The 24,138-nt window shown below is 70.2% G+C and carries 24 protein-coding genes; 19 read left to right on the top strand and 5 right to left on the bottom strand.

Going from position 1 to position 24,138, the window contains the following annotated elements; translation table 11 throughout:
• Positions 1–10 precede the first annotated feature (10 nt).
• The 11 genes from hisC to cysM all read left to right on the top strand — a co-directional run bounded on the left by hisC (position 11) and on the right by cysM (position 11,969).
• The gene (gene hisC, locus HNR28_RS04355) at positions 11–1,123 is read left to right on the top strand and encodes a histidinol-phosphate transaminase (RefSeq protein WP_151024932.1); all 1,113 of its coding nucleotides are present in this window, start codon (positions 11–13) and stop codon (positions 1,121–1,123) included.
• Positions 1,120–2,019, top strand: coding sequence for a prephenate dehydrogenase (locus tag HNR28_RS04350; RefSeq protein ID WP_151024933.1), 900 nt, complete (start codon positions 1,120–1,122; stop codon positions 2,017–2,019). The genes hisC and HNR28_RS04350 overlap by 4 nt, the downstream gene beginning before the upstream one ends.
• On the top strand, positions 2,016–4,043 hold the full coding sequence (locus HNR28_RS04345) for a bifunctional 3-phosphoshikimate 1-carboxyvinyltransferase/cytidylate kinase (RefSeq protein ID WP_151024934.1): 2,028 nt from the start codon (positions 2,016–2,018) through the stop codon (positions 4,041–4,043). The genes HNR28_RS04350 and HNR28_RS04345 overlap by 4 nt, the downstream gene beginning before the upstream one ends.
• A 110-nt stretch (positions 4,044–4,153) precedes the next feature.
• Positions 4,154–5,866, top strand: a complete 1,713-nt coding sequence (gene rpsA / locus HNR28_RS04340; RefSeq protein WP_043686168.1) for a 30S ribosomal protein S1 — start codon at positions 4,154–4,156, stop codon at positions 5,864–5,866.
• A gap of 8 nt (positions 5,867–5,874) precedes the next feature.
• Positions 5,875–6,219, top strand: a complete 345-nt coding sequence (locus HNR28_RS04335) for an integration host factor subunit beta (protein WP_043686171.1) — start codon at positions 5,875–5,877, stop codon at positions 6,217–6,219.
• A 124-nt stretch (positions 6,220–6,343) separates the two neighbouring features.
• On the top strand, positions 6,344–6,667 hold the full coding sequence (locus tag HNR28_RS04330) for a LapA family protein (RefSeq protein ID WP_043681460.1): 324 nt from the start codon (positions 6,344–6,346) through the stop codon (positions 6,665–6,667).
• 16 nt (positions 6,668–6,683) lie between these two features.
• Entirely contained in the window at positions 6,684–7,949 is a 1,266-nt protein-coding gene (gene lapB / locus HNR28_RS04325) for a lipopolysaccharide assembly protein LapB (RefSeq protein WP_151024935.1), read from the top strand.
• A complete protein-coding gene (gene rfaE1 / locus HNR28_RS04320; protein ID WP_151024936.1) occupies positions 7,946–9,004 on the top strand; it encodes a D-glycero-beta-D-manno-heptose-7-phosphate kinase in 1,059 nt (352 codons plus the stop codon). Before lapB ends, rfaE1 begins: the two co-directional genes overlap by 4 nt.
• Complete coding sequence (rfaD, locus tag HNR28_RS04315; RefSeq protein ID WP_151024937.1) at positions 9,001–10,005, top strand: ADP-glyceromanno-heptose 6-epimerase; 1,005 nt, start codon at positions 9,001–9,003, stop codon at positions 10,003–10,005. Before rfaE1 ends, rfaD begins: the two co-directional genes overlap by 4 nt.
• A gap of 187 nt (positions 10,006–10,192) precedes the next feature.
• Complete coding sequence (locus HNR28_RS18290) at positions 10,193–10,921, top strand: ComEA family DNA-binding protein (protein WP_184142523.1); 729 nt, start codon at positions 10,193–10,195, stop codon at positions 10,919–10,921.
• Between the two features lie 142 nt (positions 10,922–11,063).
• Positions 11,064–11,969: a cysteine synthase CysM gene (cysM, locus tag HNR28_RS04305; RefSeq protein WP_151025389.1), complete on the top strand. Its 906-nt coding sequence runs from the start codon at positions 11,064–11,066 to the stop codon at positions 11,967–11,969.
• Positions 11,970–12,146: 177 nt separating this feature from the next.
• Here cysM and mltB read toward each other — a convergent pair whose 3' ends face one another.
• Positions 12,147–13,370 carry a lytic murein transglycosylase B gene (gene mltB, locus HNR28_RS04300; RefSeq protein ID WP_151025390.1) on the bottom strand — a complete coding sequence of 408 codons (1,224 nt, stop codon included), beginning with the start codon at positions 13,368–13,370 and terminating at the stop codon, positions 12,147–12,149.
• A gap of 10 nt (positions 13,371–13,380) precedes the next feature.
• On the opposite strand from mltB, the gene HNR28_RS04295 reads away from it, so the two are divergent.
• The 8 genes from HNR28_RS04295 (at position 13,381) to HNR28_RS04260 (ending at position 21,057) form a co-directional block, all read left to right on the top strand.
• Positions 13,381–14,304, top strand: a complete 924-nt coding sequence (locus HNR28_RS04295) for a histone deacetylase family protein (RefSeq protein WP_043681472.1) — start codon at positions 13,381–13,383, stop codon at positions 14,302–14,304.
• Between the two features lie 72 nt (positions 14,305–14,376).
• On the top strand, positions 14,377–15,126 hold the full coding sequence (locus HNR28_RS04290; RefSeq protein ID WP_151025391.1) for an electron transfer flavoprotein subunit beta/FixA family protein: 750 nt from the start codon (positions 14,377–14,379) through the stop codon (positions 15,124–15,126).
• On the top strand, positions 15,127–16,056 hold the full coding sequence (locus HNR28_RS04285) for an electron transfer flavoprotein subunit alpha/FixB family protein (protein ID WP_043681477.1): 930 nt from the start codon (positions 15,127–15,129) through the stop codon (positions 16,054–16,056). It begins immediately after the preceding gene.
• A 165-nt stretch (positions 16,057–16,221) separates the two neighbouring features.
• A complete protein-coding gene (locus tag HNR28_RS04280; RefSeq protein ID WP_043681479.1) occupies positions 16,222–18,036 on the top strand; it encodes an acyl-CoA dehydrogenase in 1,815 nt (604 codons plus the stop codon).
• Between the two features lie 114 nt (positions 18,037–18,150).
• Positions 18,151–18,792, top strand: coding sequence for a peroxiredoxin (locus HNR28_RS04275; protein WP_043681481.1), 642 nt, complete (start codon positions 18,151–18,153; stop codon positions 18,790–18,792).
• A 592-nt stretch (positions 18,793–19,384) separates the two neighbouring features.
• Positions 19,385–19,636, top strand: a complete 252-nt coding sequence (locus HNR28_RS04270; RefSeq protein ID WP_184142539.1) for a hypothetical protein — start codon at positions 19,385–19,387, stop codon at positions 19,634–19,636.
• Positions 19,637–19,764: 128 nt separating this feature from the next.
• Positions 19,765–20,136: a 50S ribosomal protein L19 gene (rplS, locus tag HNR28_RS04265; protein WP_043681486.1), complete on the top strand. Its 372-nt coding sequence runs from the start codon at positions 19,765–19,767 to the stop codon at positions 20,134–20,136.
• 138 nt (positions 20,137–20,274) lie between these two features.
• A complete protein-coding gene (locus HNR28_RS04260; RefSeq protein WP_244978175.1) occupies positions 20,275–21,057 on the top strand; it encodes a CoA pyrophosphatase in 783 nt (260 codons plus the stop codon).
• On the opposite strand, the gene HNR28_RS04255 is transcribed toward HNR28_RS04260, so the two are convergent.
• The 4 genes from HNR28_RS04255 to HNR28_RS04240 all read right to left on the bottom strand — a co-directional run bounded on the left by HNR28_RS04255 (position 21,050) and on the right by HNR28_RS04240 (position 24,122).
• Entirely contained in the window at positions 21,050–21,802 is a 753-nt protein-coding gene (locus HNR28_RS04255) for an SDR family NAD(P)-dependent oxidoreductase (RefSeq protein ID WP_151023816.1), read from the bottom strand. The two genes, HNR28_RS04260 and HNR28_RS04255, sit on opposite strands and share 8 nt — an antisense overlap.
• Before the next feature lie 11 nt (positions 21,803–21,813).
• The gene (locus HNR28_RS04250; protein WP_151023817.1) at positions 21,814–22,569 is read right to left on the bottom strand and encodes an SDR family oxidoreductase; all 756 of its coding nucleotides are present in this window, start codon (positions 22,567–22,569) and stop codon (positions 21,814–21,816) included.
• A 71-nt stretch (positions 22,570–22,640) separates the two neighbouring features.
• Complete coding sequence (locus tag HNR28_RS04245) at positions 22,641–23,099, bottom strand: carboxymuconolactone decarboxylase family protein (RefSeq protein ID WP_151023818.1); 459 nt, start codon at positions 23,097–23,099, stop codon at positions 22,641–22,643.
• Positions 23,100–23,216: 117 nt separating this feature from the next.
• On the bottom strand, positions 23,217–24,122 hold the full coding sequence (locus HNR28_RS04240) for an RNA polymerase sigma-70 factor (protein WP_151023819.1): 906 nt from the start codon (positions 24,120–24,122) through the stop codon (positions 23,217–23,219).
• Positions 24,123–24,138: the final 16 nt, after the last annotated feature.

The following is a 24,138-nucleotide window of genomic DNA, read 5'->3' as shown; positions in this document are numbered from 1 at the left end:
GGTCGCATCCATGACAGACATCCCGGCGCCCGCCCACGTCCGCGCCATCGCTCCCTACCAGGCCGGCAAGCCGATCGAGGAACTCGCCCGCGAATACGGGCTGGACCCGGCCGGCATCATCAAGCTCGCCTCCAACGAAAACCCGCTGGGCTGCTCGGACCGCGTGCGCGCGGCGCTCGCCGAGGCCGCCGGCGCCCTGCACGGCCGCTATCCGGACCCCAACGGCTTCGAGCTGAAGGCCGCGCTCGCGGCGCGCCACCAGGTGCCGGCGAACTGGCTCACGCTGGGCAACGGCTCCAACGACCTGCTGGAGCTCGCCTCCCTGGCGCTGCTGGACGAGGGCACGTCGGCCGTCTACGCGCAGCACGCGTTCGTGGTCTACCGCCTCGCCACCCAGGCCCGCGGCGCGCGCCACCTCATGGTGCCGGCGCGCGACTACGGCCACGACCTGGACGCCATGCTGGCGGCGGTCGCCGGGGACACGCGGCTGGTGTTCATCGCCAATCCGAACAACCCCACCGGCACCCATCTGTCCGGCCCGCGCGTGCGCGCCTTCCTGGAATCCGTCCGCGAACGGCACGGCGAGCGCGTCGTCGTGCTGCTGGACGAAGCCTACGACGAATATCTCGATCCCGACGAGCGCGCGGACAGCACGCAGTGGGTGCGCGAATTCCCCAACCTCATCGTCACCCGCACCTTCTCCAAGGCCTACGGCCTGGCGGGGCTGCGCGTGGGCTACGCCCTGGCGCAGCCGGCGCTCACCGACCTGCTCAACCGCGTGCGCCAGCCCTTCAACGTCGGCGTCCTCGCCCAGCTCGCCGCGCGCGTCGCCCTGGACGACGCCGATTTCCTGGCGCGCACCTATGCGCTGAACCGCGCGGGCCGCACGCAGCTCCAGGAAGGCTTCGCCGCACTGGGACTGGATTTCGTGCCCAGCTCCGCGAATTTCGTGCTGGTGCGCGTGGGCGAGGCCGCCCGCATCAACGGCGAGCTCCTGCGCCGGGGCGTCATCGTGCGCCCCGTGGCCGGCGACGGCCTGCCCGAGCATCTGCGGGTCAGCATCGGCCTGCCCGAGGAAAACGCCCGCCTCCTCGATGCCCTGAAGGCCGTGCTGCAGGCATGAACGACGACCCCGGTTCCGTTCCACTCGTTCCGGTGCTGGCCGTCGTCGGCACGGGGCTGATCGGCGGCTCGTTCGCGGCGGCCCTGCGCCGGGTGGGGCAGGCGGGCCGGGTGCTGGGCGTCGGCCGCAATCCCGCCTCGCTCCAGCGTGCGCGCGACCTCGGCCTGATCGACGAGATCGCCGACCTGCCCCGGGCGGCGGCCGAGGCCGACCTGATCTTCCTCGCCACCCCGGTGGGCGCCATGGCGCCGGTCCTGCGGGACCTCGCGCCCGTGCTGCGGCCCGGCACCCTGATCACCGACGCCGGCAGCACCAAGGCCGACGTGGCGCGCCTGGCCCTGGACATCCTGGGCGAGCGCCACGCGCAGTTCATCCCCGGCCACCCCATCGCGGGCTCGGAAATGACCGGCCCCGAGGCGGCCGATCCCATGCTGTACCACGGCCGCAAGGTCGTGCTGACCCCGTTCGAGGACACGCCCGGCCTGCTGCAGCATCGCCTGATCCGGGTCTGGGAAGCCTGCGGCGCGCGCATCGCGCTGATGACGCCCGAGGCTCACGACCGGGCGCTGGCGGCCGTCAGCCACGTGCCGCATTTCCTGGCGGCCGCCTACATGGCCCAGATCGTCCGGGCCGACGACGCCGATACGCGCCTGAGCCTGGCCGGCACGGGGTTCCGGGACTTCACCCGGATCGCGGCGGGCTCCGCCGAGGTCTGGCGCGACATCTTTCTTTCCAACCGGGCGGCGGTGCTGCGCGAACTGGACGGCTTCGACCAGGCGCTGCGGCTGCTGCGGGCGACCCTCGAAGGCGAGCCCGACCCCGCCGCGCTCGAAGCCCTGCTCGAACAGGCGGCGCTCGCCCGCCGGTTCTGGGGCGGCAGGAGCCAGATGCAATGAACACGACCGGCGCCGCGGGGCGCGAACCTTCCCTGTGCCTGGCGCCGGCCGCGCGGGCGCGCGGCACGGTGACGCTGCCGGGATCCAAGAGCATTTCCAACCGGGCGCTGCTGCTGGCGGCGCTGGCCGAAGGCACGACCGGGCTGGAAGGCCTGCTCGATTCCGACGACACGCGGGTCATGCGCGCGGCCCTGCAGGGCCTGGGCCTGGAATTGCGCCCGGACGGCCCGGAGCGGCTGAGCCTGGACGGCGCCGCCGACTGGCCGCAGAAACAGGCCGACCTGTTCCTCGGCAACGCGGGCACGGCCTTCCGGCCGCTCACCGCCGCCCTGGCGATGATGGGCGGGGACTACCGCCTCTCGGGCGTGCCGCGCATGCACGAACGGCCCATCGGCGACCTGGTCGAGGCGCTGCGCGGCCTGGGCTGCGAGATCGAATACGAGGGCCAGGACGGCTATCCGCCGCTGCGCATCGGCCGCGGGCGCCTGGACGTGCGCCGGCCGGTGCGGGTGCGCGGCTCCGTGTCCAGCCAGTTCCTCACGGCGCTGCTGATGGCCGCGCCGATCGCGGCCCGCCGCGCCGGCCATGACGTGGTCGTCGAGCTGGACGGCCCGCTGATCTCCAAGCCGTACATCCTCATCACCCTGAACCTGATGGAACGCTTCGGCGTGCGCGTGCGGCGCGAGGGCTGGGAACGCTTCACCATCCCGGCCGACGCGCGCTATCGCAGCCCGGGCCGCTACCGCATCGAGGGCGACGCCTCGTCCGCCTCGTACTTCCTCGGGCTGGGCGCCATCGCGGGCGGTCCGATCCGCATCGAAGGCGTGGGCGGCGACAGCATCCAGGGCGACGTGGCCTTCGCCGAGGTGGTCGAGGCCATGGGCGCGCGGGTCGAACGCGAGGCCGGCGCCCTGACGGTGCGGGGCCGCGTGGTGGCCGCCGGCGGGCGGCTCAAGGCCTTCGACCGGGACTTCAACCTGATTCCCGACGCCGCCATGACCGCCGCCGTGCTGGCGCTGTACGCCGACGGCCCCTGCCGGCTGCGCAACATCGCCAGCTGGCGCGTCAAGGAAACCGACCGCATCGCCGCCATGCACGCCGAACTCGTCCGCCTGGGCGCGCGCGTGGAATCCGACGCCGACAGCCTCACCGTGCATCCCCTGCCGCCGGACGGCTGGCGCGCCGCCGAGATCCGCACCTACGACGATCACCGCATGGCGATGTGCTTCTCGCTGGCGGCCTTCGGCCCGGTGCCGGTGACCATCCTGGACCCAGGCTGTGTCAGCAAGACCTATCCGGACTATTTCACCGACTTCCGCCGCCTGCTGGAGGCCGCGGATCCCGCCGGCGGCGCCCCGGCGCGGAGCGCGCCGGTCATCACCATCGACGGCCCCACGGCCTCGGGCAAGGGCACGATCGCCCAGCGGGTGGCCCGGGCCCTGGGCTGGCACGTGCTCGACAGCGGCGCGCTCTACCGCCTGACCGCCCTGGCGGTGCTGCGCGAGGGCGGCGACGGCAGCGACGAGGCCCAGGCGGCCCGGCTGGCGCGGCACCTGGACGCGCGCTTCGAGTCCGATACCGTCTTCCTGGGCGGCGAGGACGTCGGCCGCCTGATCCGCCAGGAAGCGGTCGGCAACCTGGCCTCGCGCGTGGCCGCCTGGCCGGCGGTGCGCGAGGCGCTGCTGGCGCGCCAGCAGGACTTTCGCCGGGCGCCGGGCCTGGTGGCGGACGGGCGCGACATGGGCACCGTGGTCTTCCCCGACGCCCCCCTGAAAATCTTTCTCGACGCGGGCGTCGAGGTGCGGGCGCAACGGCGCCATAAGCAGTTGAAGGACAAGGGTTTTTCTGCTAATCTAGACGACCTTTTGCAAGACCTGCGGTCTCGTGATGCACGAGACCGGGGTCGGGCGCATGCGCCGCTTGTTGCCGCGGCGGATGCGGTCACCGTGGATTCGTCCCATCAGGGGATCGATGACGTGGTGCGTCAAGTGCTGGATCTCTGGTCTGCACGCGGGCCCGCCTGAGGAAGGCGCCTTTTTCCGGCGTCTTCCCCGCGGCGGGATGTTGTTCACTCCGCCGGGCGTTTTGTCCGGCGTGTCATGATTGCCCCTCGGGGCGTATGGATCTATCGTTCATGTCCACCCTTACCACCGAAGCCGCCCTGGGCGGTGAAAGCTTTGCCGATCTGTTTGCCGCCAGCATCAAGGATCAGAACATGCGCTCCGGCGAGGTCATCTCCGCCGAAGTCGTGCGCGTCGACCACAATTTCGTCGTGGTCAACGCCGGCCTCAAGTCCGAGGCCTACATCCCCCTCGAAGAATTCCTGAACGACCAGGGCGACCTGGAAGTGCAGGGCGGGGACTTCGTCTCCGTCGCCATCGATTCCCTGGAAAATGGCTACGGCGACACCATCCTGTCGCGCGACCGCGCCAAGCGCCTGTCGGCCTGGCTGCAGCTCGAACAGGCCCTGGAATCCGGCGAACTGGTCAACGGCACCATCACCGGCAAGGTCAAGGGCGGCCTGACGGTCATGACCAACGGCATCCGCGCCTTCCTGCCGGGCTCGCTGGTCGATCTGCGTCCCGTCAAGGACACCACCCCCTACGAAGGCAAGACCCTCGAATTCAAGGTCATCAAGCTCGACCGCAAGCGCAACAACGTCGTGCTGTCGCGCCGCGCCGTGCTCGAAGCCAGCATGGGCGAGGAACGCGAAAAGCTGCTCGAAACGCTGCACGAAGGCGCCATCGTCAAGGGCATCGTCAAGAACATCACCGACTACGGCGCGTTCGTGGACCTGGGCGGCATCGACGGCCTGCTGCACATCACCGACATGGCCTGGCGCCGTGTCCGCCACCCCTCCGAAGTGCTGCAGGTGGGCCAGGAAATCGAAGCCAAGGTCCTCAAGTTCGACCAGGAAAAATCCCGCGTCTCGCTGGGCGTCAAGCAGCTGGGCGAAGATCCCTGGATCGGCCTGGGCCGCCGCTACCCGCAAGGCACCCGCCTGTTCGGCAAGGTCACCAACCTCACCGACTACGGTGCGTTCGTCGAAGTCGAAGCCGGCATCGAAGGCCTGGTGCACGTCTCCGAAATGGACTGGACCAACAAGAACGTCGATCCGCGCAAGGTCGTGACCCTGGGCGAAGAAGTCGAAGTCATGGTCCTGGAAATCGACGAAGACCGCCGCCGCATCTCGCTGGGCATGAAGCAGTGCCGCCCGAACCCCTGGGAGGATTTCGCCTCCAACTTCAAGCGCGGCGACAAGGTCCACGGCGCCATCAAGTCGATCACCGACTTCGGCGTGTTCGTCGGCCTGCCCGGCGGCATCGACGGCCTGGTGCACCTGTCCGACATCTCCTGGTCCGAGACCGGCGAAGAGGCCGTGCGCAACTTCAAGAAGGGCGACGAGATCGACGCCGTGGTGCTGGGCATCGACACCGACAAGGAACGCATCTCCCTGGGCGTCAAGCAGCTCGAAGGCGATCCGTTCAACAACTTCGTGGCCACCTACGACAAGGGCGCCGTCCTGTCGGGCACCGTGAAGTCCGTCGAACCCAAGGGCGCCGTCGTGACGCTGTCCGTGGACGTCGAAGGCTACCTGCGCGCCTCGGAAATCTCCGCCGGCCGCGTCGAGGACGCCACCACGGTCCTGCACGCCGGCGACCAGGTCGAAGCCATGATCATCAACATCGACCGCAAGGCGCGTTCGATCCAGCTGTCGATCAAGGCCCGCGACAACGCCGAGACGGCCGAAACCATCCAGCGCATGACCGAAGCCAGCGCCTCCTCGGGCACCACCAACCTGGGCGCCCTGCTGAAGGCCAAGCTCGACCAGCAGCGCGACGAGTGATGCCTGGCCTGACCAAGTCCGAACTCATCGCCGTGCTGGCGGGCCGCTATCCTCAACTGGCGGCCCGCGACATGGACTTTGCTGTCAAGACGGTCCTCGACGCGATGGCCGATGCGCTGGCCCAGGGCCAGCGCATCGAAATCCGCGGCTTCGGCAGTTTTTCCCTCTCGCGGCGCCAGCCGCGCGTGGGACGCAATCCCAAGTCGGGTGAAAAAGTGCATGTGCCGGCCAAGCTGGTGCCGCACTTCAAGCCCGGCAAGGAACTGCGCGAACGCGTGGACCAGGGCCCCGGCGGCGGCGACGCCGACGAGCCCGCCACCGTGGCCGATCTGTACCAGGCCCGCATGATGTGACGCGGGCCGGGCCGCGCCATCGCGGCCGATACGACGGGCGGTGCCTCCTGCGAGGCCCCGCCCGTTTTCATTACCGATTCCCTTTCCGTTTACAATGGCGGGATTGCCCCGAGGAGCTTGTCGCATGCGCTACCTGGTCTGGATTCTGCGGCTGGTGATCTTTGTCATCGTGCTGCTTTTCGCCCTCAAGAACACGGCGCCGGTGGATGTCGGCCTGTTCGCCGACCACGTCCTCAGCCAGGTTCCGCTGATCGTCGTGATGCTCGCGGCCTTCGTCCTGGGCGTGGCCTTCGGCCTGCTGATGGCGGCCACGTCCATGCTGCGCCGCCGCCGCGAGATCAATCGCCTGCGCCGCGAGCTCGCCCGCGTCCAGGATGCCCTGGATCATCCCCAGGCCGCATCCGCCCCGGTGATCCCCGAAACCGTCGCGCCGCTGGCGCCCCTGTAAGTCCGGGGGGCGGGCCGTGGATTTCGAGCCCTGGTGGCTGATCATCGTCCCGGTGCTGTTCGGCCTGGGCTGGCTGGCGGCGCGCTTCGACTTCCGCCAGATGCTGTCGGAGACCCGGGCGCTGCCCGATTCCTACTTCAAGGGCCTGAATTTCCTGCTCAACGAGCAGCCCGACCGGGCCATCGACGCCTTCGTCGAGGTCGCCAAGCTCGATCCGGAAACCACCGAACTGCATTTCGCCCTGGGCAGCCTGTTCCGCCGCCGGGGCGAGATCGAGCGCGCCATCCGCGTGCACCAGAGCCTGCTTTCGCGCGGCGACCTGCCCCTGCCGGACCGTGAAAACGCCCAGCTGGCCCTGGCCCAGGACTTCCTCAAGGCCGGCATGCTGGACCGCGCCGAACAAGGCTTCCGGGCGGTGCTGCAGACCCGCCACGATCTGGAGGCCCTGCGCGCCCTGGTGCGCATCCACGAATCCGAGCACGACTGGGACAAGGCGATCGACACCGTCCAGCAGCTGCGCGCCCGCATCGACGAGCCCGTCCCGCAGCTGGCGCACTACCACTGCGAGCGGGCGCAGGCGCTGATGGAAGCCAGAACGCCCGATTTCGACGCCGCCGCCCAGGCCCTGGACGCCGCCGAGAACGCCGTGCGCCGCAACGGCTCCACCCCCGCCTCCGAAACCCGCGTGCGCATGCTGCGCGCCCGCTGGGCGGCCCTGCGCGGCGACCTGGAATCCCAGCGCGCGCACCTCCAGGACGTCCTGTCCACGGCGCCCGAATTCTCCGGCCTGGTGGCCCAGCCGCTGCTGGACTGCTACGCCGCCCTGGGACGCGCCGCCGAGGGCCTGTCGCTGCTGCGCGAGCAGTACGGGCGGCTGCCCACGCTCGACCTGTTCAACGTCATCTTCCGCGCCCTGCGCGCCACGGAAGGCGCCGTCCCGGCCTGGGCCTTCGCCCGCCAGGCGCTGCGCGCCCATCCCTCGCTGCTGGGCCTGGACCGCCTGCTGGAAGTCGAGCTCGCCCAGGGGGGGGGCGAACGCGCCGGGCGCACGGCGGAGGCCGCGCCGGACGTTTCCCCGGGCGGCGGGGGCCTTCCCGGCGAGCCGCTGGTGCCGGGGGCCGACCTGGGCCTGCTGCGCAGCATGATCCACAAGCACACCCAGCGCCTGGACCGCTACGCCTGCGGCCACTGCGGCTTCGAGGCGCGGCGCTATTACTGGCAATGCCCGGGCTGCAACACCTGGGAAACCTACCGGCCGCGCCGCCTGGAGGAAATTCGATGACCACGCGCCAGAGCGCAGGCCTCGCCGGTCACGCCGGGGCCGAGCGAGGCGGTTCCCATTCGGAGCCGAAGGCTCCCCTGAATAGTGGCGGCGGAGCGCCGGCCCGCGGACCGGAGTCCGTCACCGTATTCCCGGTCCAGGCGGCCGCCGCCGCCCGGATCCTCGTCGCCGGCGACATCATGCTGGACCGCTACTGGTTCGGCGAAGTCGACCGCATCTCGCCCGAGGCGCCCGTGCCGGTGGTGCGGGTCGCCCGCCGGGAAGACCGCCTGGGCGGCGCGGCCAACGTCGCCCGCAACATCGTCGCCCTGGGCGCCCGCGCGGGGCTGCTGGGCGTGATCGGCACCGACGAGGCCGGCGACCGTGTGCGCGCCCTGGCGCGCGAGGCCGGCGTGCGCGACCACCTGGTCGAGGACGCCGAAGGCATGGACACCACCCTGAAGATGCGGGTGCTGGGGCGCCAGCAGCAGCTGCTGCGGGTCGATTTCGAGCAGGGGCCGGGCGCGCGCGCGCTGGACGCCCTGGACGCGGGCCTGGCCGAGGCTCTGGCGGACTACGACCTGCTGGTGCTGTCCGACTACGCCAAGGGCGCCCTGTCCCGGGTCGAGCCCATGATCCGCGCGGCGCGCGCGCGCGGCATCCCGGTGCTGGTCGATCCCAAGGGCCACCGCTACCCGCGCTACCGCGGGGCCACCCTGGTCACGCCCAACCGCAGCGAGATGCAGGACGCCGTCGGCCGCTGGGATTCCGAGGACGACCTGACGCGCCGCGCCCAGGCCCTGCGCCAGGAACTGGAACTGGAAGCCCTGCTGATCACCCGCTCCGAGCAGGGCATGACCCTGTTCACCGCCGAAGGCCGCCAGCACGCGGACGCCCAGGCGCACGAAGTCTTCGACGTGTCCGGCGCGGGCGACACCGTGCTCGCCACCCTGGCCGTCGCCCGGGCTGCCGGCCTGGACTGGTTCGATGCCATGACCTGGGCCAACCGCGCCGGCGGCATCGTCGTCGGCAAGCTGGGCACCTCCATCGTCACCGCAGAGGAATTGACATCATGATCGTGGTCACCGGCGCGGCCGGCTTCATCGGCAGCAACCTGGTCCGCGGCCTGAACGCGCGCGGCATCACCGACATCCTGGCGGTCGACGACCTGACCGACGGCGACAAGTTCCGCAACCTGGCCGACCTGCAGATCGCCGACTACCAGCACAAGGACGATTTCCGCCGCCGCGTGCTGGCGGGCGAGCTGCCGCGGCCCGAAGCCGTGTTCCACCAGGGCGCCTGCTCCGACACCACGGAGCGCGACGGCCGCTTCATGATGGACAACAATTTCCGCGTCACGCTGGAACTGTTCGAGTACTGCCAGGCCCGGGAAGTCCCCTTCCTGTACGCCTCCTCGGCCGCCGTGTACGGGGCCGGCCCGCGCTACGTCGAGGACCCGGCCTGCGAGGCGCCGCTGAACGTCTACGGCTATTCCAAGCTGCTGTTCGACCAGGTGCTGCGCCGGCGCATGGACCGCCTCACGGCCCAGGTGGTGGGCCTGCGCTATTTCAACGTTTACGGTCCGCGCGAGCAGCACAAGGGCCGCATGGCGTCGGTGGCCTTCCACAACATGAACCAGTACGCGCGCGAAGGCCACGTGCGCCTGTTCGGCGGCTGGGACGGCTACCCGGACGGCGGCCAGCAGCGCGACTTCGTCTTCATCGACGACGTGGTCAAGGTCAACCTGCACTTCCTCGATCACCCGGAAGTCTCCGGCATCTTCAATTGCGGCACCGGACGCGCCCAGCCCTTCAACGACGTCGCCCAGACCGTGGTCAACAGCCTGCGCGTGCACAAAGGCCAGCTCGCCCTGCCGCTGGAGGAACTGGCGGCGGGCGGGCAGCTGCGCTACATCCCGTTCCCGGACGACCTGAAGGGCCGCTACCAGAGTCACACCCAGGCCGACCTGGCCCGGCTGCGCGCCGCCGGCTACACGGGCGCCTTCAGCGACGTGCAGACGGGGGTGAACGCCTACGTCGCCCGGCTGCTGGAATCGGGGCGGCTGACGGTCGGCTGATCCCGGGCGGGGCGCCCGCGCCGCGGGCCGGCCGGGTCGGCGGCGCGCCGCCGGCTGCCGCAGCCTGCGTCGCCGGCGCACGCGCGCCGCGCGTGTTTTCCCGGACGGACATTCCGGATCAAGACCCCCTCCATGCGCCGCCCGTCCAGGGCATCATGACCGGACCCTCACACCACAGGAGTCGGTCATGAATCCTTTTCTGCACGAGACGGCCGGCCGGCCGGCGGCCGCGTCTTCCGATGCCGTCCGCACCCGCCCGGATGATGGGTCGCGGATCCGCATTCCCGGCCCCGGCGCGCCGGCCGCCGGCCTTGCGGGGCTTTCGGGCCTCTCCCGGCCGGCGGGCGCCCCCGGGCCTTGCGTTCCCGATGCCGCGGCCCGGGGGCGGTCGGGCGTCCGGCGCGCCGTCCGGCCGCACGTACACCGCCTGTCGCGCCTGCTGGCGGCGGCCGGCGTCGCCGCCCTGGCCTGGGCCGGCGCGGCGGGCGCGGTGGACCTGAACACCGCCACGCTGGACCAGCTGCGCGGCATCCGCGGCATCGGCCCCAAGACCGCCCAGGTCATCCTCGACGAACGCGAGCGGGGCGGACGCTACCTGTCGTTCGCCGACCTGTCGGATCGCGTGCGCGGCATCGGCCCGCGCCGCGCCCAGGCCCTGCAGTCGGCGGGCCTGACCATCGACGGCGGCGGCACGCGCCTGTCGGGGCAGGGCGCCGCCGCCCGGGCCGCCGCCGGGGCGGCCGGCGCCGGTGGCCCATCCGGTTCATCGGGCTTGCCCGGCCCGGCGGGCGCTTCGGGGACAGCGGGCGCTTCGGGGGCAGCGGGCTCGTCCGGGGCAGCGGGTTCGCCCGGCCTGCCCGGCGCGCCAGGCTCGGCGGCTGCGGCTGCGGCGCGGCCGGCGGCGGGCAGGCGCTGAGCCCGCGCCGCTCGTCCCCGGGCCCGGGATGTGCGCACCGGACAGGCGCGGCATGCCGCCCGGTATGCCGTCTTCTCATAAGCATATTCCGGTCCTGGGGACAAGCCCGGCGCGGCGGATGGGCGGGTGTATGATTTCGTCCATGAAAACCTACCCCACCATCGAAGACGTCATCGGTTCCACGCCTCTGGTGCGCCTGCAGCGGCTGCCGGGCGACCTCGGCGAGCCGCGCGGCAACGTGATCCTGGCCAAGCTGGAAGGCAACAATCCCGCCGGCTCGGTCAAGGACCGCGCCGCCCTCAGCATGATCCGGCAGGCCGAATCGCGCGGCGACATCCGTCCCGGCGACACCCTGATCGAGGCGACCAGCGGCAACACCGGCATCGCCCTGGCCATGGCCGCCGCCGTGCGCGGCTACCGCATGATCCTGATCATGCCCGACAACTCCTCCCAGGAACGCTGCGCCGCCATGACGGCCTACGGGGCCGAGCTCATCCTCACGCCCGCCCAGGGCGGCGGCATGGAATACGCCCGCGATCTGGCGCTGCGGATGCAGGCCGAGGGCAAGGGCAAGGTCCTGGACCAGTTCTCCAACGCCGACAATCCCCGCGCGCATTACGAAACCACCGGCCCGGAAATCTGGGAGCAGACCGGCGGCCGGATCACCCACTTCGTCAGCGCCATGGGCACGACCGGCACCATCATGGGGGTGGGGGCGTTCCTGCGCGAGCGCAATCCGGCCGTGCGCATCATCGGCGCCCAGCCGGCCGAAGGCGCGCACATTCCCGGCATCCGCAAGTGGCCCGAGGCCTACCAGCCCAGCATCTACGATCCGGCCGGCGTCGACGCCTTCGAGCCCATCACCCAGGAGCAGGCCGAGACCATGGCGCGGCGCCTGGCCGCCGAGGAAGGCATCTTCGGCGGGATCTCCTCGGCCGGCGCGGCCGTGGCCGCGCTGCGCGTGGCCGCCACGGCGCACGATGCCACCATCGTCTTCATCGTCTGCGACCGCGGCGACCGCTACCTGTCCACCGGCGTCTTCAACTGAACGCTGGACGATCTGGGCACCGGACGACCTGAACACTGGACGACCTGGGCACCGAACGAACCGGTCACCGAACGCGCCGGTCATCGAACGAATCGGTCACCGAACGAACCGGACGCTGAACGACCTGGGCACTGAACGAACGGGCCGCCAGGCCGCGGGGGCTCCCGGCCGGCAGCCTCAGCCGCGGGGGAGGCGTCCCGCGGCCGCCCGCGCTCCCGGCCCGTCGAGCCGGTTCGGATCGCCGTAGCCGATGCGGTCGGCGATCTCGTGCGCCAGATCCGCCACCGACGCCGCGTAGAAATAGCTGCGGTTGTAGTGGGTGATGGCGAAGAAATTGGGCGTGGCGCAGCGCACCTCGTGGGTGCCGCGGATCTCGTCGCGCAGGTCGATCACCCCCAGCGGCTGGGCCTGCCAGGCCGTGCCGCCGCCCGGCAGCGCCCGGGCGCCCGCCGCCCGCAGCGCGGCCCAGTCGGTTTCGGGCTTCAGGCCGTCCTGGGCCCGCCGCACGGCATCGGCGGGCAGGGCCACGGGGGCGAAGACCGGCACGCCCCGCACCCAGCCGTGCGCCTGCAGGAACGCCGCCACCGAGGCGATGGCGTCTTCCGTGTTGCCGGCCAGGTCCACGCGGCCGTCGCCGTCGCCGTCCGCGGCGTAGCGCATCAGGCTGCCCGGCATGAACTGGGGCAGCCCCATGGCGCCCGCGAACGAGCCTTCCACGACCCGCGCATCCAGTTCCCCCCGGTGGTCCAGCACGATCAGGTCGGCCAGCTGTTCGCGGAACATCGCCTGGCGCTCCGGCCGGTTCGGGTCGGGATAGCGGAATCCCAGCGTGGCCAGGGTGTCCAGGACACGGTGGTCGCCGGTGTAGCGGCCGTAGACGGTCTCGATGCCGATGATGGCGACGATGATCGAGGGCGGCACGCCGGTGCGCGCGCTGGCGCGGTCCAGCGCGGCCCGGTGCGCCTGCCAGAACGAGACGCCCTCGCGGATGCGCACCGCATCGACGTGGCGCTGGCGGTAGCTGGTCCAGGCGCGGCGGATGCGGCCCGTGCGCGCGGGCGGCGCCATCAGGCGGGCCGCCGTGGCGTCGTAGCGGGCCTCGGCCAGCAGGGCTTCCACGCCGTCCAGGGGCAGGGCGTGCGCCTGCGCGGTTTCGCGGGCGAAGGCCTGCACTTCGGGCAGCAGGCGGCCGTCGGCGCCGAGGAAATCGCCGCGCACGGGCGCCTGTTTCCCAATGGAAAGTGTTCTGCTAGAATTAATACGATCGTTTGAAACAATTGTTTGATTCGTTGTCCCCGCAAGGGCGGCGGCGGACGGTCCGGAATCGCTATGGCTGCTGGCGCAGCCCGAAATGAAAAGCGACGCTACGGCAACTTGCAAAATACGGGTTGGTCTGAACATAATCGCCCTTATGGAGACACTCTATATTACCCATCCGGCCTGCCGGCTGCATGAGATGGGGGCCTGGCACCCCGAATCCCCCCAACGCCTGGATGCGGTGGCCGATCAGCTGGCCGCCAACGGCTTGATGGATTTCCTGTCTCACCGCACGGGGCGCCCGGCCCGGCCCGAAGACGTGCTGCGGGTGCACACGCCGGAATACCTGGCGTATCTGCGCCAGCACGCGCCGGCGCACGGCTATTTCCCGGTGGATCCGGACACGATCATGAACCCGGACACCCTGCAGGCGGCCTGGGCGGCGGCCGGCGCCGGCCTGACGGCCCTGGACGAGATCATGGCCGGCCATGCGCAGACCGCCTTCTGCGCCATCCGTCCGCCGGGCCATCATGCCTGTCCCGAAAAGGCCATGGGCTTCTGCTTCTTCAACAACATCGCCATCGCGGCGCGCTACGCCCTGGACCACTACGGCCTGTCGCGCGTCGCCATCGTGGATTTCGACGTCCACCACGGCAACGGCACCGAAGAAGTCTTCCTGAAGGAAGACCGGATCCTGATGTGCAGCTTCTATCAATACCCGCTGTTCCCGGATACCCGCCACGAAGACCTGGGGCCGAACATGCTCAACATCCCGGTCGATGCGTATTCCGGCGGCGACGTGATCCGCACCCTCGTGTCGAAATACTGGCTGCCGGCGCTGCGCAGTTTCCAGCCCGAGCTGATCCTGGTGTCGGCGGGCTTCGACGCCCACCGCGAGGACGACATGGGCAGTCTCAAACTGGTCGAGGCGGACTACGCCTGGATCACCGAACGTCTGGTCGAGATCGCGGCCGAATCCGCCCAGGGGCGGATCGTCAGCTTCCTCGAAGGCGGTTACGACCTGTCCGCCCTGGGGCGCAGCGCGGTGGCGCATGTGCGGGCGCTGGGCGGTTACTGATGGGGCCGCGCGCGGTGCGATTCGTCGCCGGGCGCGGCCGTCCTGTTTTCTTTCCATTCTGGAGTATGCTCGATGAAGGTCCTGGTACCGGTCAAGCGCGTGGTTGACTACAACGTCAAGGTACGCGTGAAATCCGATCACACTGGCGTGGACATCGCCAACGTCAAGATGTCGATGAACCCGTTCGACGAAATCGCGGTCGAGGAAGCGGTGCGGCTGAAGGAAAAGGGTGCGGCCGCCGAGATCGTGGCGGTGTCGTGCGGGGTGGCGCAGTGCCAGGAGACCCTGCGCACGGCCATGGCCATCGGCGCGGACCGGGGCATCCTGGTGCAGAGCGATGCCGAGCTGCAGCCGCTGGCGGTGGCCAAGCTGCTCAAGGCGCTGGTGGACAAGGAGCAGCCCGGGCTGGTGGTGCTGGGCAAGCAGGCGATCGACGACGACGCCAACCAGACCGGCCAGATGCTGGCCGCGCTGCTGGACTGGCCGCAGGCGACCAACGCGAGCCGCGTGGAGGTGCAGGGCGATCGCGTCCAGGTCACGCGCGAGGTCGATGGCGGCCTGGAGACGCTCAGCCTGGCGCTGCCGGCGGTGATCACCACCGACCTGCGGCTGAACGAGCCGCGCTACGTGACGCTGCCCAACATCATGAAGGCGAAGAAAAAGCCGCTGGACACGGTCACGCCCGAGTCGCTGGGGGTGGACGTGGCCCCGCGCCTGAAGACGCTGAAGGTGGCCGAGCCGCCCAGCCGCGCGGCCGGCGTGATCGTGCCCGACGTGGCGACCCTGGTGGACAAACTCAAGAACGAAGCGAAGGTGGTTTGAATGAGCATTCTGGTCATAGCTGAACACGACAACGCCCAGCTGGGGGCGGCGACGCGCAACGTGGTGGCGGCGGCTGCGGCCATCGGCGGCGAGGTGCACGTGCTGGTGGCGGGCTCGGGCGCGCGCGCGGTGGCCGAGCAGGCCGCGCAGGTGGGCTCGGTGAGCAAGGTGCTGCTGGCCGACGGCGCGGCGCTGGCCGAGGGGCTGGCCGAGAACCTGGCCGCGCAGGTGCTGGCGGTGGCCGGCGGCTACGGGCACATCCTGTTCGCGGCCACGGCCTCGGGCAAGAACGTGGCCCCGCGCGTGGCGGCCAGGCTGGACGTGGCGCAGATCTCGGACATCGTGGCGGTGGAGTCGGCCGACACGTTCGTGCGGCCGATCTACGCGGGCAACGCGCTGGCGACGGTGCAGTCGGGCGACGCGAAGAAGGTCATCACGGTGCGCACGACGGCGTTCGACGCGGTGGCGGCCGAGGGCGGCGCGGCGGCGATCGAGACGGTCGAGGCGGTGGGCGATGCGGGCAAGTCCTCGTTCGTGGGCCGCGAGCTGGCCAAGAGCGACCGGCCGGAGCTGACCGCCGCGAAGGTGGTCGTCTCGGGCGGGCGCGGTCTGGGCAGCGCGGAGAACTTCAAGATCCTGGATCCGCTGGCCGACAAGCTGGGCGCGGCGCTGGGCGCGTCGCGCGCGGCGGTGGACGCGGGCTACGCGCCCAACGACTGGCAGGTGGGCCAGACGGGCAAGATCGTGGCGCCGCAGCTGTACGTGGCCGTCGGGATCTCGGGGGCGATCCAGCACCTGGCGGGGATGAAGGACTCGAAGGTGATCGTGGCGATCAACAAGGACGCCGAGGCGCCGATCTTCGGGGTGGCCGACTACGGCCTGGTGGCCGACCTGTTCCAGGCCGTGCCCGAACTCGTCCAGGCGCTCTAAGCCTGATCTGACCAAGCTCGCGGGGATGAGCCCGGACACGGGACAGTCCTAGTGGACTGTTCCGTGCCTGGCGAATCCAAGCGGCTTGCGAGCCGCGCGGTGGATACAAGCCGAAGGCGCGGCGTTGGGGGGCCTTTTTAGGCCCCGCGCACCACAGGAATTGCCATGACATACCAGGTTCCCATCCAGGATATCCGTTTCATTCTGCGCGAGCTGGCCGACCTGCGCGGCGTGCTGGCGCTGCCGGGCTTCGAGGAGGTCTCCGAAGACCTCGTCGATGCCGTGCTGGAGGAAAACGCGCGCTTCGTCGAACAGGAGATCGCGCCGCTGAACCGCGCGGGCGACACCGAGCCGGCCCGCTGGAGCGAGGACGGCGTGCGCACCACGCCCGGCTTCAAGGCGGCGTTCCAGGCCTTCGCGCAAGGCGGCTGGCAGGGCCTGCCGCACGAGGCCGAACTCGGCGGCCAGGGGCTGCCCAAGCTCGTCGCCGCGCCGGTCACCGAAAGCATCAACGCCGGCAACCTGGCCTTTTCCCTGTGTCCGCTGCTGACCGACGGCGTGATCGAGGCCCTGTCCATGGTGGGCTCGGACGCGCAGAAGGCCCGCTTCATCCCGCCCCTGCTGGAAGGCCGCTGGACCGGCACCATGAACCTCACCGAGCCGCAGGCCGGCTCCGACCTGGCCCTGCTCAAGAGCCGGGCCGTGCGCCAGGACGACGGCAGCTACCGCATCACCGGCCAGAAGATCTTCATCACGTATGGGGATCACGACATGGCGGAGAACATCATCCACCTGGTGCTGGCGCGCACGCCGGACGCGCCCAAGGGCGTCAAGGGCATCTCCCTGTTCATCGTGCCCAAGTTCCTGGTCCGGGACGACGGCAGCCTGGGCGCCCGCAACGACGTGGTGTGCGCGTCCCTCGAGCACAAGCTCGGCATCCACGGCAGCCCGACGGCGGTGCTGCTGTACGGTTCGGGCCAGGGCGAGGCGGGCGAGGGCGGCGCCGTCGGCTACCTGATCGGCGAGGAGAACCGCGGCCTGGAATACATGTTCATCATGATGAACGCGGCGCGCTACGCCGTCGGCCTGCAGGGCGTGGCGGTGTCCGAACGCGCGCTGCAGCATGCGGCGGCCTATGCGGCCGAGCGCATCCAGGGCAATGCCCTGGAAGGCTCCGCCGGCCCGGTGCCCATCGTGCGCCATCCCGACGTGGCGCGCATGCTGGGGACCATGCGCGGCCTGACCGAAGGCGCGCGCGCCGTCGCCTACGTGGCGGCCGGCTACCGCGACAAGGCGGCCCATCTGGCGGACGAGGCGGAACGCGCCCGCTGCAAGGCCATCTACGAATACTTCGTGCCCATCGTCAAGGGATTCTCCACCGAATCCTCCGTCGAGGTCGCCTCGCTGGGCGTGCAGGTGCATGGCGGCATGGGCTTCATCGAGGAAACCGGCGCCGCCCAGTATTACCGCGACGCCCGCATCCTGCCCATCTACGAAGGCACCACGGCGATCCAGGCCAACGACTTTATCGGCCGCAAGCTGGTGCGCGACGGCGGCGCCGTGGCGCGCGGGCAGATCGCCGGGATGCGCGAGACGGCCGCGGCCCTGCGGGCGGCCAGCGGCGTGCATGCCGATGCGCTGGCCATGATCGGCGAGCGCCTGGACACGGCGGCCGGCGCCTACGAATCGGCGCTGGCCTTCGTGCTGGAGCACGTGCGCGAGGACATCCGCGGCGTCTTCACCGGCAGCGTGCCGTGCCTGATGCTGGCCGGCACCGCGCACGCCGGCTGGCAGCTGGGGCGCTCCGCCCTGGCCGCGGCCGCGGCCATCGGCGAGGGCTCGACCGACGCCTTCCACCCGAACAAGATCGCCACGGCCGTGCAGTACGCCGCCCACGTGCTGCCGCGCACGCTGGCGCTGCAGTCGGCCATCCGGGACGGCGGGCTGGTGGACCGCTATGTGCGCCAGGCGCAGATATAGACATAACGATCCGGTATTTCAATAGCTATTTATATTCTGCAAAAATCTTAAGTGTCTAAACCAATTCGCCGCCCGGATCGTCCGGGCGGCAGACACTTGAAACAGGAGCTATTGATGGCCACTCTGCGTCTGGGCGACACCGCCCCCGATTTTGAACAGGAATCCTCCCTGGGCAAGATCAAGTTTCACGAATTCCTGGGCGACAGCTGGGGTGTCCTGTTCTCCCATCCGGCCGACTTCACGCCCGTCTGCACCACCGAGCTGGGCTACACCGCCATCCTGTCGGGCGAATTCGCCAAGCGCGGCGCCAAGGTGATCGCCGTCTCGGTCGACGGCAAGCAGTCGCACATCGACTGGATCAAGGACATCAACGACACCCAGAAGACCGACGTCCAGTACCCGATTCTGGCCGACGAGGACCGCAAGGTCGCGACCCTCTACGACATGATCCACCCGAACGCCAGCACCACCGCCACGGTGCGCTCGGTGTTCGTCATCGACCCGAACAAGAAGATCCGCCTGATCCTGACCTACCCGGCCAGCACCGGCCGCAACTTCGACGAGATCCTGCGCGCCCTGGATTCCCTCCAGCTGACCGACAACTACAGCGTCGCCACCCCGGTGAACTGGAAGCAGGGCGAGGACGTCATCATCGCCCCCTCGATCAAGGACCCGGCCGTCCTGAAGGAAAAATTCCCCAAGGGCTACACCGAGATCCGCCCCTACCTGCGCATCACGCCGCAGCCGGACCTCTGATTCCCCGATCAGGTTCCGGACCGGATTCCGCATCGGATCCTGTACCCGATCCCCCGCATGCCGGCCCCGCTGCGGGCCGCCCCGACCCCGGCCGCCGGACCCCGTCCGGCGCCGGGGTTTTCGTTTTCGCTGAGCAAGCTGGCGAGCCTGGTGGATCGGTCCCGGGAGCGGAACAGGGCCTTGCAGGCCGCGATGCCCGGCAGGCGCCGCCGGCGGTTTCCGGTCCTGCCGCAGTAGCGGCCCTGTGTTCCAGGGGCGCAGGGTGCGGGGCGTGCCGGCTTCGCCGCCGGCACGGCATCGTCGCCCTCGTTGTCGGATGGATCGGCCAGCGTGGCTGCGCCCGGCGCGGGAACGACGCATGCGGGATTCCTTCCGGAAATTCTCCTCTTGCATCCACCACTGTTTCTTTGTACAGTATCTGCGAATACTGGATAAAACAACAGTTCCGGCGGCTTTCACGCCGGGCGCACCTTGGAGGTTCGACATGGCGGGATCGATGGCTTGGAATGGGGCGTGGGGCTGGAATGGCGCGCACGCGGGCGCTACCGGGCGCGGCACGGCTCGCGGTCCGGCGCACGGCGCGGCGCGGGCCTTGCGTCCGCATGCCCCGGGCGTGCTGCAGGGGCCCTGGGTGCCGGGCGGCTCGTGGGGCGGCCGGCCGGCGGGGCACCCCGTCCGGCGGGGGCGGCCTGCGCGGGCGGCGGTGCGGGTCCATCGGCCCCGTGCCGGCCTGGGGCTGGGCTGGCGCCGTCTGGCGGCGCTGGCGGGCGATGTCCTCATGGTTCTCACCTGGGCCGCCATGATCCCCGGCATGATGTGGCTGGGTGCGGCCGCCGGGTTCTGATGGGTTCCGATGGCTGTGCGGCCGCCGGGTTCTGATATAATCCCTGGTTTGCATCCTCTGGCCCGGTCTTCCCAATACATTCACATTCGTGATCAAAACCCGGTGCCCATGATGCCCTGGAGCCTATCTTGAACCTGATCGAAACCCTCGAAAAAGAAGAAATCGCGCGCCTGACCGAAGGCCGCACCATCCCCGAATTCGCCCCGGGCGACACGGTCGTCGTGAACGTCAACGTGGTCGAAGGTTCGCGCAAGCGCGCCCAGGCCTATGAAGGCGTGGTCATCGCCCGTCGCAACCGCGGCCTGAATTCCGCCTTCACCGTGCGCAAGATCTCCTCGGGCGAAGCCGTCGAGCGGACCTTCCAGCTGTATTCCCCGCAGATCGCCTCGATCGAGGTCAAGCGCCGGGGCGATGTCCGCCGTGCTAAACTGTATTATCTGCGCAACCTGACGGGCAAGGCCGCTCGCATCAAGGAAAAGCTGGTTCGCAAGGCCGTCTGATCGCGGCATCGCGGATCGATCCAAGGGCACCCGTTCGGGTGCCCTTGTTGTTTTTGCCATCGGGATTTCATGTCGTATCGGATGCCGGCCCCGGACAGGGAACGAGTCGCAGGGTTCGATCCCCAGGTCCAGCCCATCTTGCCCTGCACGCCCTTGCCGCCCCTGCCCGCGGCAAGTCTGCGGCTGGACGCCATCCGCGAGGCGTTCCAGCATCCGGTCGAATGGCGGGTCGAGCCCCTGTTCGCCCAGGCCTTCGTCCCCGGCGGGGATTCCTATGCCCGGGCGCGCCAGGCCGCGGTCCTGATGCCGCTGGTCCAGCGCAAGGCCGGCCTGCACGTGCTCTTCACGCGCCGCGCCGCGCACCTGCATCATCATGCCGGCCAGATCAGTTTTCCGGGCGGACGCATCGAGTCCACCGACAGCGGACCGATCGCGGCGGCCATCCGTGAAACCCGCGAGGAAATCGGCGTCGATCAGCGCTTCGTCCAGGTCATCGGCACGCAGCCGACGCTGCTGACCACGACCCAGTTCCTAATGACGCCGGTGATCGGCGAACTGCTGCCGGGCTTCCACATCCGGCCCGACGCATCCGAGGTGGCCGAGGTCTTCGAGGTGCCTCTGGCGGTCCTGATGGACCCCGGCCGGCACGTGCTGCACCGGATGGAATCCGCCCTGGGCCACGGTCGATGCTATTTCGCGATCCGCTGGCAGTCCCATTTCATCTGGGGCGCCACGGCGATCCTGATCCGCAATTTCTACCACTTCCTGGCGGCCTCGCAGGGCATCGTCGCCCCGGGCGTCGCACCCCAGGGCGTCGTTCCTGAGAGCGCCGTTCCGCAGGACGCCGTTCCGCAAGAAGAAATCCCTCAGGAGGAAGCCCCGCACGGGGCCGATCCTCAAGGCGGCAACGACCTCAAGTGACGTCCAGGCCGCCGTCGACGCAGAGGACTTGGCCGGTGATCCAGGCGGCCCCGGGCGCGGCCAGCGAGACGATCCAGGGTGCGATGTCCTCGGGTTCACCGCGCCGACCCAGCGGGATCCTGGCGCGTTCCTCGGCCTTCACCGCCTCGATCCGGGCGGGCGTCAGTTGCATGCGCTCCTGCAGGAAGCGGGTTTCGGTCGGTCCCGCGGCGACCGCGTTGACGCGGATGCCGTCCGCCGCGAGCTCCAGCGCCCAGCAGCGCGTCATGTGCTCCAGGGCCGCCTTGCTGGCGGCATAGTGCGAGAGTCCCGCGGCGGCCTTGTGGCCGAAGGTGCTGGACACGTTGACGATGGCCCCGGCGCTCGCCTTCAGGTGGGGCAGGGCGGCGCGCGCAAGCAGCGAGGGGCCGACGACGTTGGTGGCGAAGATCGCGGCGATGCGTTCGGCGTCGGCCTGCGCCAGCGGCAGGAGGGCTCCGGCACCGGCGTTGTTGACCAGGACGTCCAGCCGTCCCCAGCGCCGGAGGGTGGTGGCGATGGTGCGTTCCGCATCCGCCGCGCTGGCCGCGTCCGCGACGATATAGTCGATGCCCGGCGTCTGCCGGGCGACGGCGGCCAGGCGGGCCTCGTTTCTGCCGGTGATCACGGCGCGGGTGCCGGCCGCTGCGAAGGCCCTGGCCGCCGCCAGGCCGATGCCGGCTCCGCCGCCGGTGATGAGCGCGATCCGGGGTGTGGCTGTCTGCATGGAACCTCCCATCAGTGGGCCGGCACGGCTTGGGCCGCCAACCAGTTTTCCAGGGACAGGGTTCCGAGCCTGGCCTGCGCGCCGGGCATCAGGGTCGTGTCGTCGATCCGGTCGCCGAAATACAGCGCGTCGTCGTCCTGGACGATCCTTGCCGCGGCCGGTGCCGGGAGCGCTTTTCGCAGCAGGTCGGTCAGGCGGAACGGCGCGGGGCCCGCGACCTCGCGCAGGCCGTTCAGGGGCGGTTCGACGGCAACTCGGGCGAGTGCCGCGGCGACGTCATCCGCGGCCATCGGTTGCAGCAGGGCGGCGGGTGCCCGGATGATCCCGTCCCGCGTGAAGGACTGGGCGATGGCATCCAGGAATTCAAAGAACTGCGTGGCGCGGACGATCGTGTAGGGAAGCGGGCCGTCCGCGATCAGAGACTCCTGGGCGATCTTGGCACGGAAGTAGCCGCTTTCGGGCAGGCGCTCGGAGCCCACCACGGACAGCGCGACGTAGTGGCGGATGCCGGCTGCCCGTCCTGCACGCAGCAGCTTGCCGGTGGAGGCGCGGAAGAACGCCATCACGGCGCCGTCTTCAAAGGAGGGGGCGTTGGTGACATCGATCAGGACCTCGGCGCCTTGCAGCGCCTGGTCCAGGCCTTCGCCGGTCACCGAGTTCACGCCCGAGGAGGGCGCGGCGGCCAGCACGCGGTGGTCCGCCTGCCGCAGGCGCGCCGAGAGCTTGCGGCCGATGAGGCCGGTGCCGCCGATAATGACGATGTTCATCAGGGTTCCTTGAGTGAAAATGGGGATCGGAGGGCGCGCGCCCTCCGGGAAATGGCGGGGACGGGCCGCGTTCAGTCGATCGGTTTCGCGGGGATGGGCGCGCGCATGCCGATGGCCATCCGGTTCCAGGCGTTGATCGCGGCGATCATCCAGCAGAGTTCGACGATTTCCTGGTCGCTGAATTCGGCCTGGAGCGCCGCGAAGTCGGCATCCCGGTCGCCGTGCCGGTCGGCCAGGCGTGTCATGGTCTCGGCCCAGTTCAGCGCCGCCCGTTCGCGGGCGCTGTAGAGTTCGGTCTCGCGCCAGGTCGGGAGGCTGTTGATGCGCTGCCAGGTCTCGCCGTTCTTGCGCAGGTCGCGCGCGTGCATGTCCAGGCAGAAGGCGCAGCCGTTGATCTGCGAAACGCGGGTCTGGACCAGATCCGTCAGGATCGGCCCCAGGGCGGAGCCGGAGAGGGTGGCGTTGACGCCGGCCATGGCTTTGTAGGTCCTGGGCGCGATGTCCGTCCAGTTCAGGCGGGGGTACGACATGGAATCACCTCGAGTGGAAAGTGGAAGGGTTCACACTCAAGACGGACGGCACGGCCGTGTTGTGACGGCATCGTCCGAAAAATTTTTCCGGCCCGGTATCCTGGGCCGGTGCGCGGATCAGGCTTGAACGCTCAGTTCACAGCCCAGGAGCCGCGCGAGCCGCGCCAGCTTGTCGGGGTTGCGCTGCGCGTGGATGCGGGTGATGCGCGCGCCGTCGGTCTCCAGGTACTGCGCCGATTCCAGCCTGCCGTCGATGAAGCGCAGCAGCCGCCATTGGCCCGCGGCGAGGGCGATTTCGCAGCGCACCCGGCCGCGGAAGCGCAGGCAGGTCGCCAGGTAGAGCTGCGCGATGCGCTGTCCGCCCCGCAGCGGCACGCCGAAGCTGGCGACCTTGCCGCCGCCGTCGCCGACCAGCTGGGCGTCGGCCGCCAGCACCGATTTGAGCGCGGTGAAGTCGCCGCTCGACGCCGCCTGGGCGAAGGCCCGCAGCAGGTCGCGCTGCGTCTCCGGCGCCACGGGCGCCGGCTTGCGCTCGTCCTTGAGCCGGGTCCGGGCGCGGTGCACCAGCTGGCGGCAGGCGGCCTCGGTCCGGTCCAGCACCCGGGCGATCTCGCCGTAGTCCTCGTCGAACACGTCCCGCAGCAGGAAGGCCGCGCGCGCCTCGGGCGAGAGCCGTTCCAGCACCGCCAGCAGGGCGTAGGAGACGTCGTGCGAGCGCTCCAGCGCCTGTTCCGGCGAGGGCGCGGGATCGGCCAGGTCCGCCAGGTCGGGCTCCGGCAGCCAGGCGCCGGCGTAGTGCTCCCGCCGCGCCTTGGCGGCCCGCAGCCGGTCGATGGACAGCCGGGTCGTGACGGCGACCAGCCAGGCCTCGATGTTCGCCAGGGCGCCCTGGTCCGCCGCGTGCCATTTCAGCCAGGCGTCCTGGACGACGTCCTCGGCCTCGGCCCAGGAGCCGAGCATGCGGTAGGCGATGCCCTGCAGGCGGGGCCGGTGGAGATTGAAGGTAAGGGTCGCGTCGCTCATGTCGGCATCCAGACGA

Origin of the sequence: Castellaniella defragrans (assembly GCF_014203015.1) — a bacterium.
Taxonomy (GTDB): domain Bacteria; phylum Pseudomonadota; class Gammaproteobacteria; order Burkholderiales; family Burkholderiaceae_B; genus Castellaniella; species Castellaniella defragrans.
The sequence above is the reverse complement of the archived record's forward strand: the minus strand, read 5'-3'. Positions and strand labels throughout refer to the sequence as shown.

What these genes read in the sequence shown, in the direction of transcription:
- rpsA (WP_043686168.1), top strand. Translation starts at nt 4,154, where the DNA reads ATGTCCACCCTTACCACCGAAGCCGCCCTGGGCGGTGAAAGCTTTGCC.
- HNR28_RS04345 (WP_151024934.1), top strand. Translation starts at nt 2,016, where the DNA reads ATGAACACGACCGGCGCCGCGGGGCGCGAACCTTCCCTGTGCCTGGCG.
- HNR28_RS04255 (WP_151023816.1), bottom strand. Translation starts at nt 21,802, where the DNA reads ATGCAGACAGCCACACCCCGGATCGCGCTCATCACCGGCGGCGGAGCC.
- hisC (WP_151024932.1), top strand. Translation starts at nt 11, where the DNA reads ATGACAGACATCCCGGCGCCCGCCCACGTCCGCGCCATCGCTCCCTAC.
- rfaD (WP_151024937.1), top strand. Translation starts at nt 9,001, where the DNA reads ATGATCGTGGTCACCGGCGCGGCCGGCTTCATCGGCAGCAACCTGGTC.
- mltB (WP_151025390.1), bottom strand. Translation starts at nt 13,370, where the DNA reads ATGTTCAGACCAACCCGTATTTTGCAAGTTGCCGTAGCGTCGCTTTTC.
- HNR28_RS04250 (WP_151023817.1), bottom strand. Translation starts at nt 22,569, where the DNA reads ATGAACATCGTCATTATCGGCGGCACCGGCCTCATCGGCCGCAAGCTC.
- HNR28_RS04280 (WP_043681479.1), top strand. Translation starts at nt 16,222, where the DNA reads ATGACATACCAGGTTCCCATCCAGGATATCCGTTTCATTCTGCGCGAG.
- HNR28_RS04350 (WP_151024933.1), top strand. Translation starts at nt 1,120, where the DNA reads ATGAACGACGACCCCGGTTCCGTTCCACTCGTTCCGGTGCTGGCCGTC.
- HNR28_RS04295 (WP_043681472.1), top strand. Translation starts at nt 13,381, where the DNA reads ATGGAGACACTCTATATTACCCATCCGGCCTGCCGGCTGCATGAGATG.
- HNR28_RS18290 (WP_184142523.1), top strand. Translation starts at nt 10,193, where the DNA reads ATGAATCCTTTTCTGCACGAGACGGCCGGCCGGCCGGCGGCCGCGTCT.
- HNR28_RS04240 (WP_151023819.1), bottom strand. Translation starts at nt 24,122, where the DNA reads ATGAGCGACGCGACCCTTACCTTCAATCTCCACCGGCCCCGCCTGCAG.
- HNR28_RS04245 (WP_151023818.1), bottom strand. Translation starts at nt 23,099, where the DNA reads ATGTCGTACCCCCGCCTGAACTGGACGGACATCGCGCCCAGGACCTAC.
- HNR28_RS04290 (WP_151025391.1), top strand. Translation starts at nt 14,377, where the DNA reads ATGAAGGTCCTGGTACCGGTCAAGCGCGTGGTTGACTACAACGTCAAG.
- cysM (WP_151025389.1), top strand. Translation starts at nt 11,064, where the DNA reads ATGAAAACCTACCCCACCATCGAAGACGTCATCGGTTCCACGCCTCTG.
- rfaE1 (WP_151024936.1), top strand. Translation starts at nt 7,946, where the DNA reads ATGACCACGCGCCAGAGCGCAGGCCTCGCCGGTCACGCCGGGGCCGAG.
- HNR28_RS04285 (WP_043681477.1), top strand. Translation starts at nt 15,127, where the DNA reads ATGAGCATTCTGGTCATAGCTGAACACGACAACGCCCAGCTGGGGGCG.
- HNR28_RS04275 (WP_043681481.1), top strand. Translation starts at nt 18,151, where the DNA reads ATGGCCACTCTGCGTCTGGGCGACACCGCCCCCGATTTTGAACAGGAA.
- HNR28_RS04330 (WP_043681460.1), top strand. Translation starts at nt 6,344, where the DNA reads ATGCGCTACCTGGTCTGGATTCTGCGGCTGGTGATCTTTGTCATCGTG.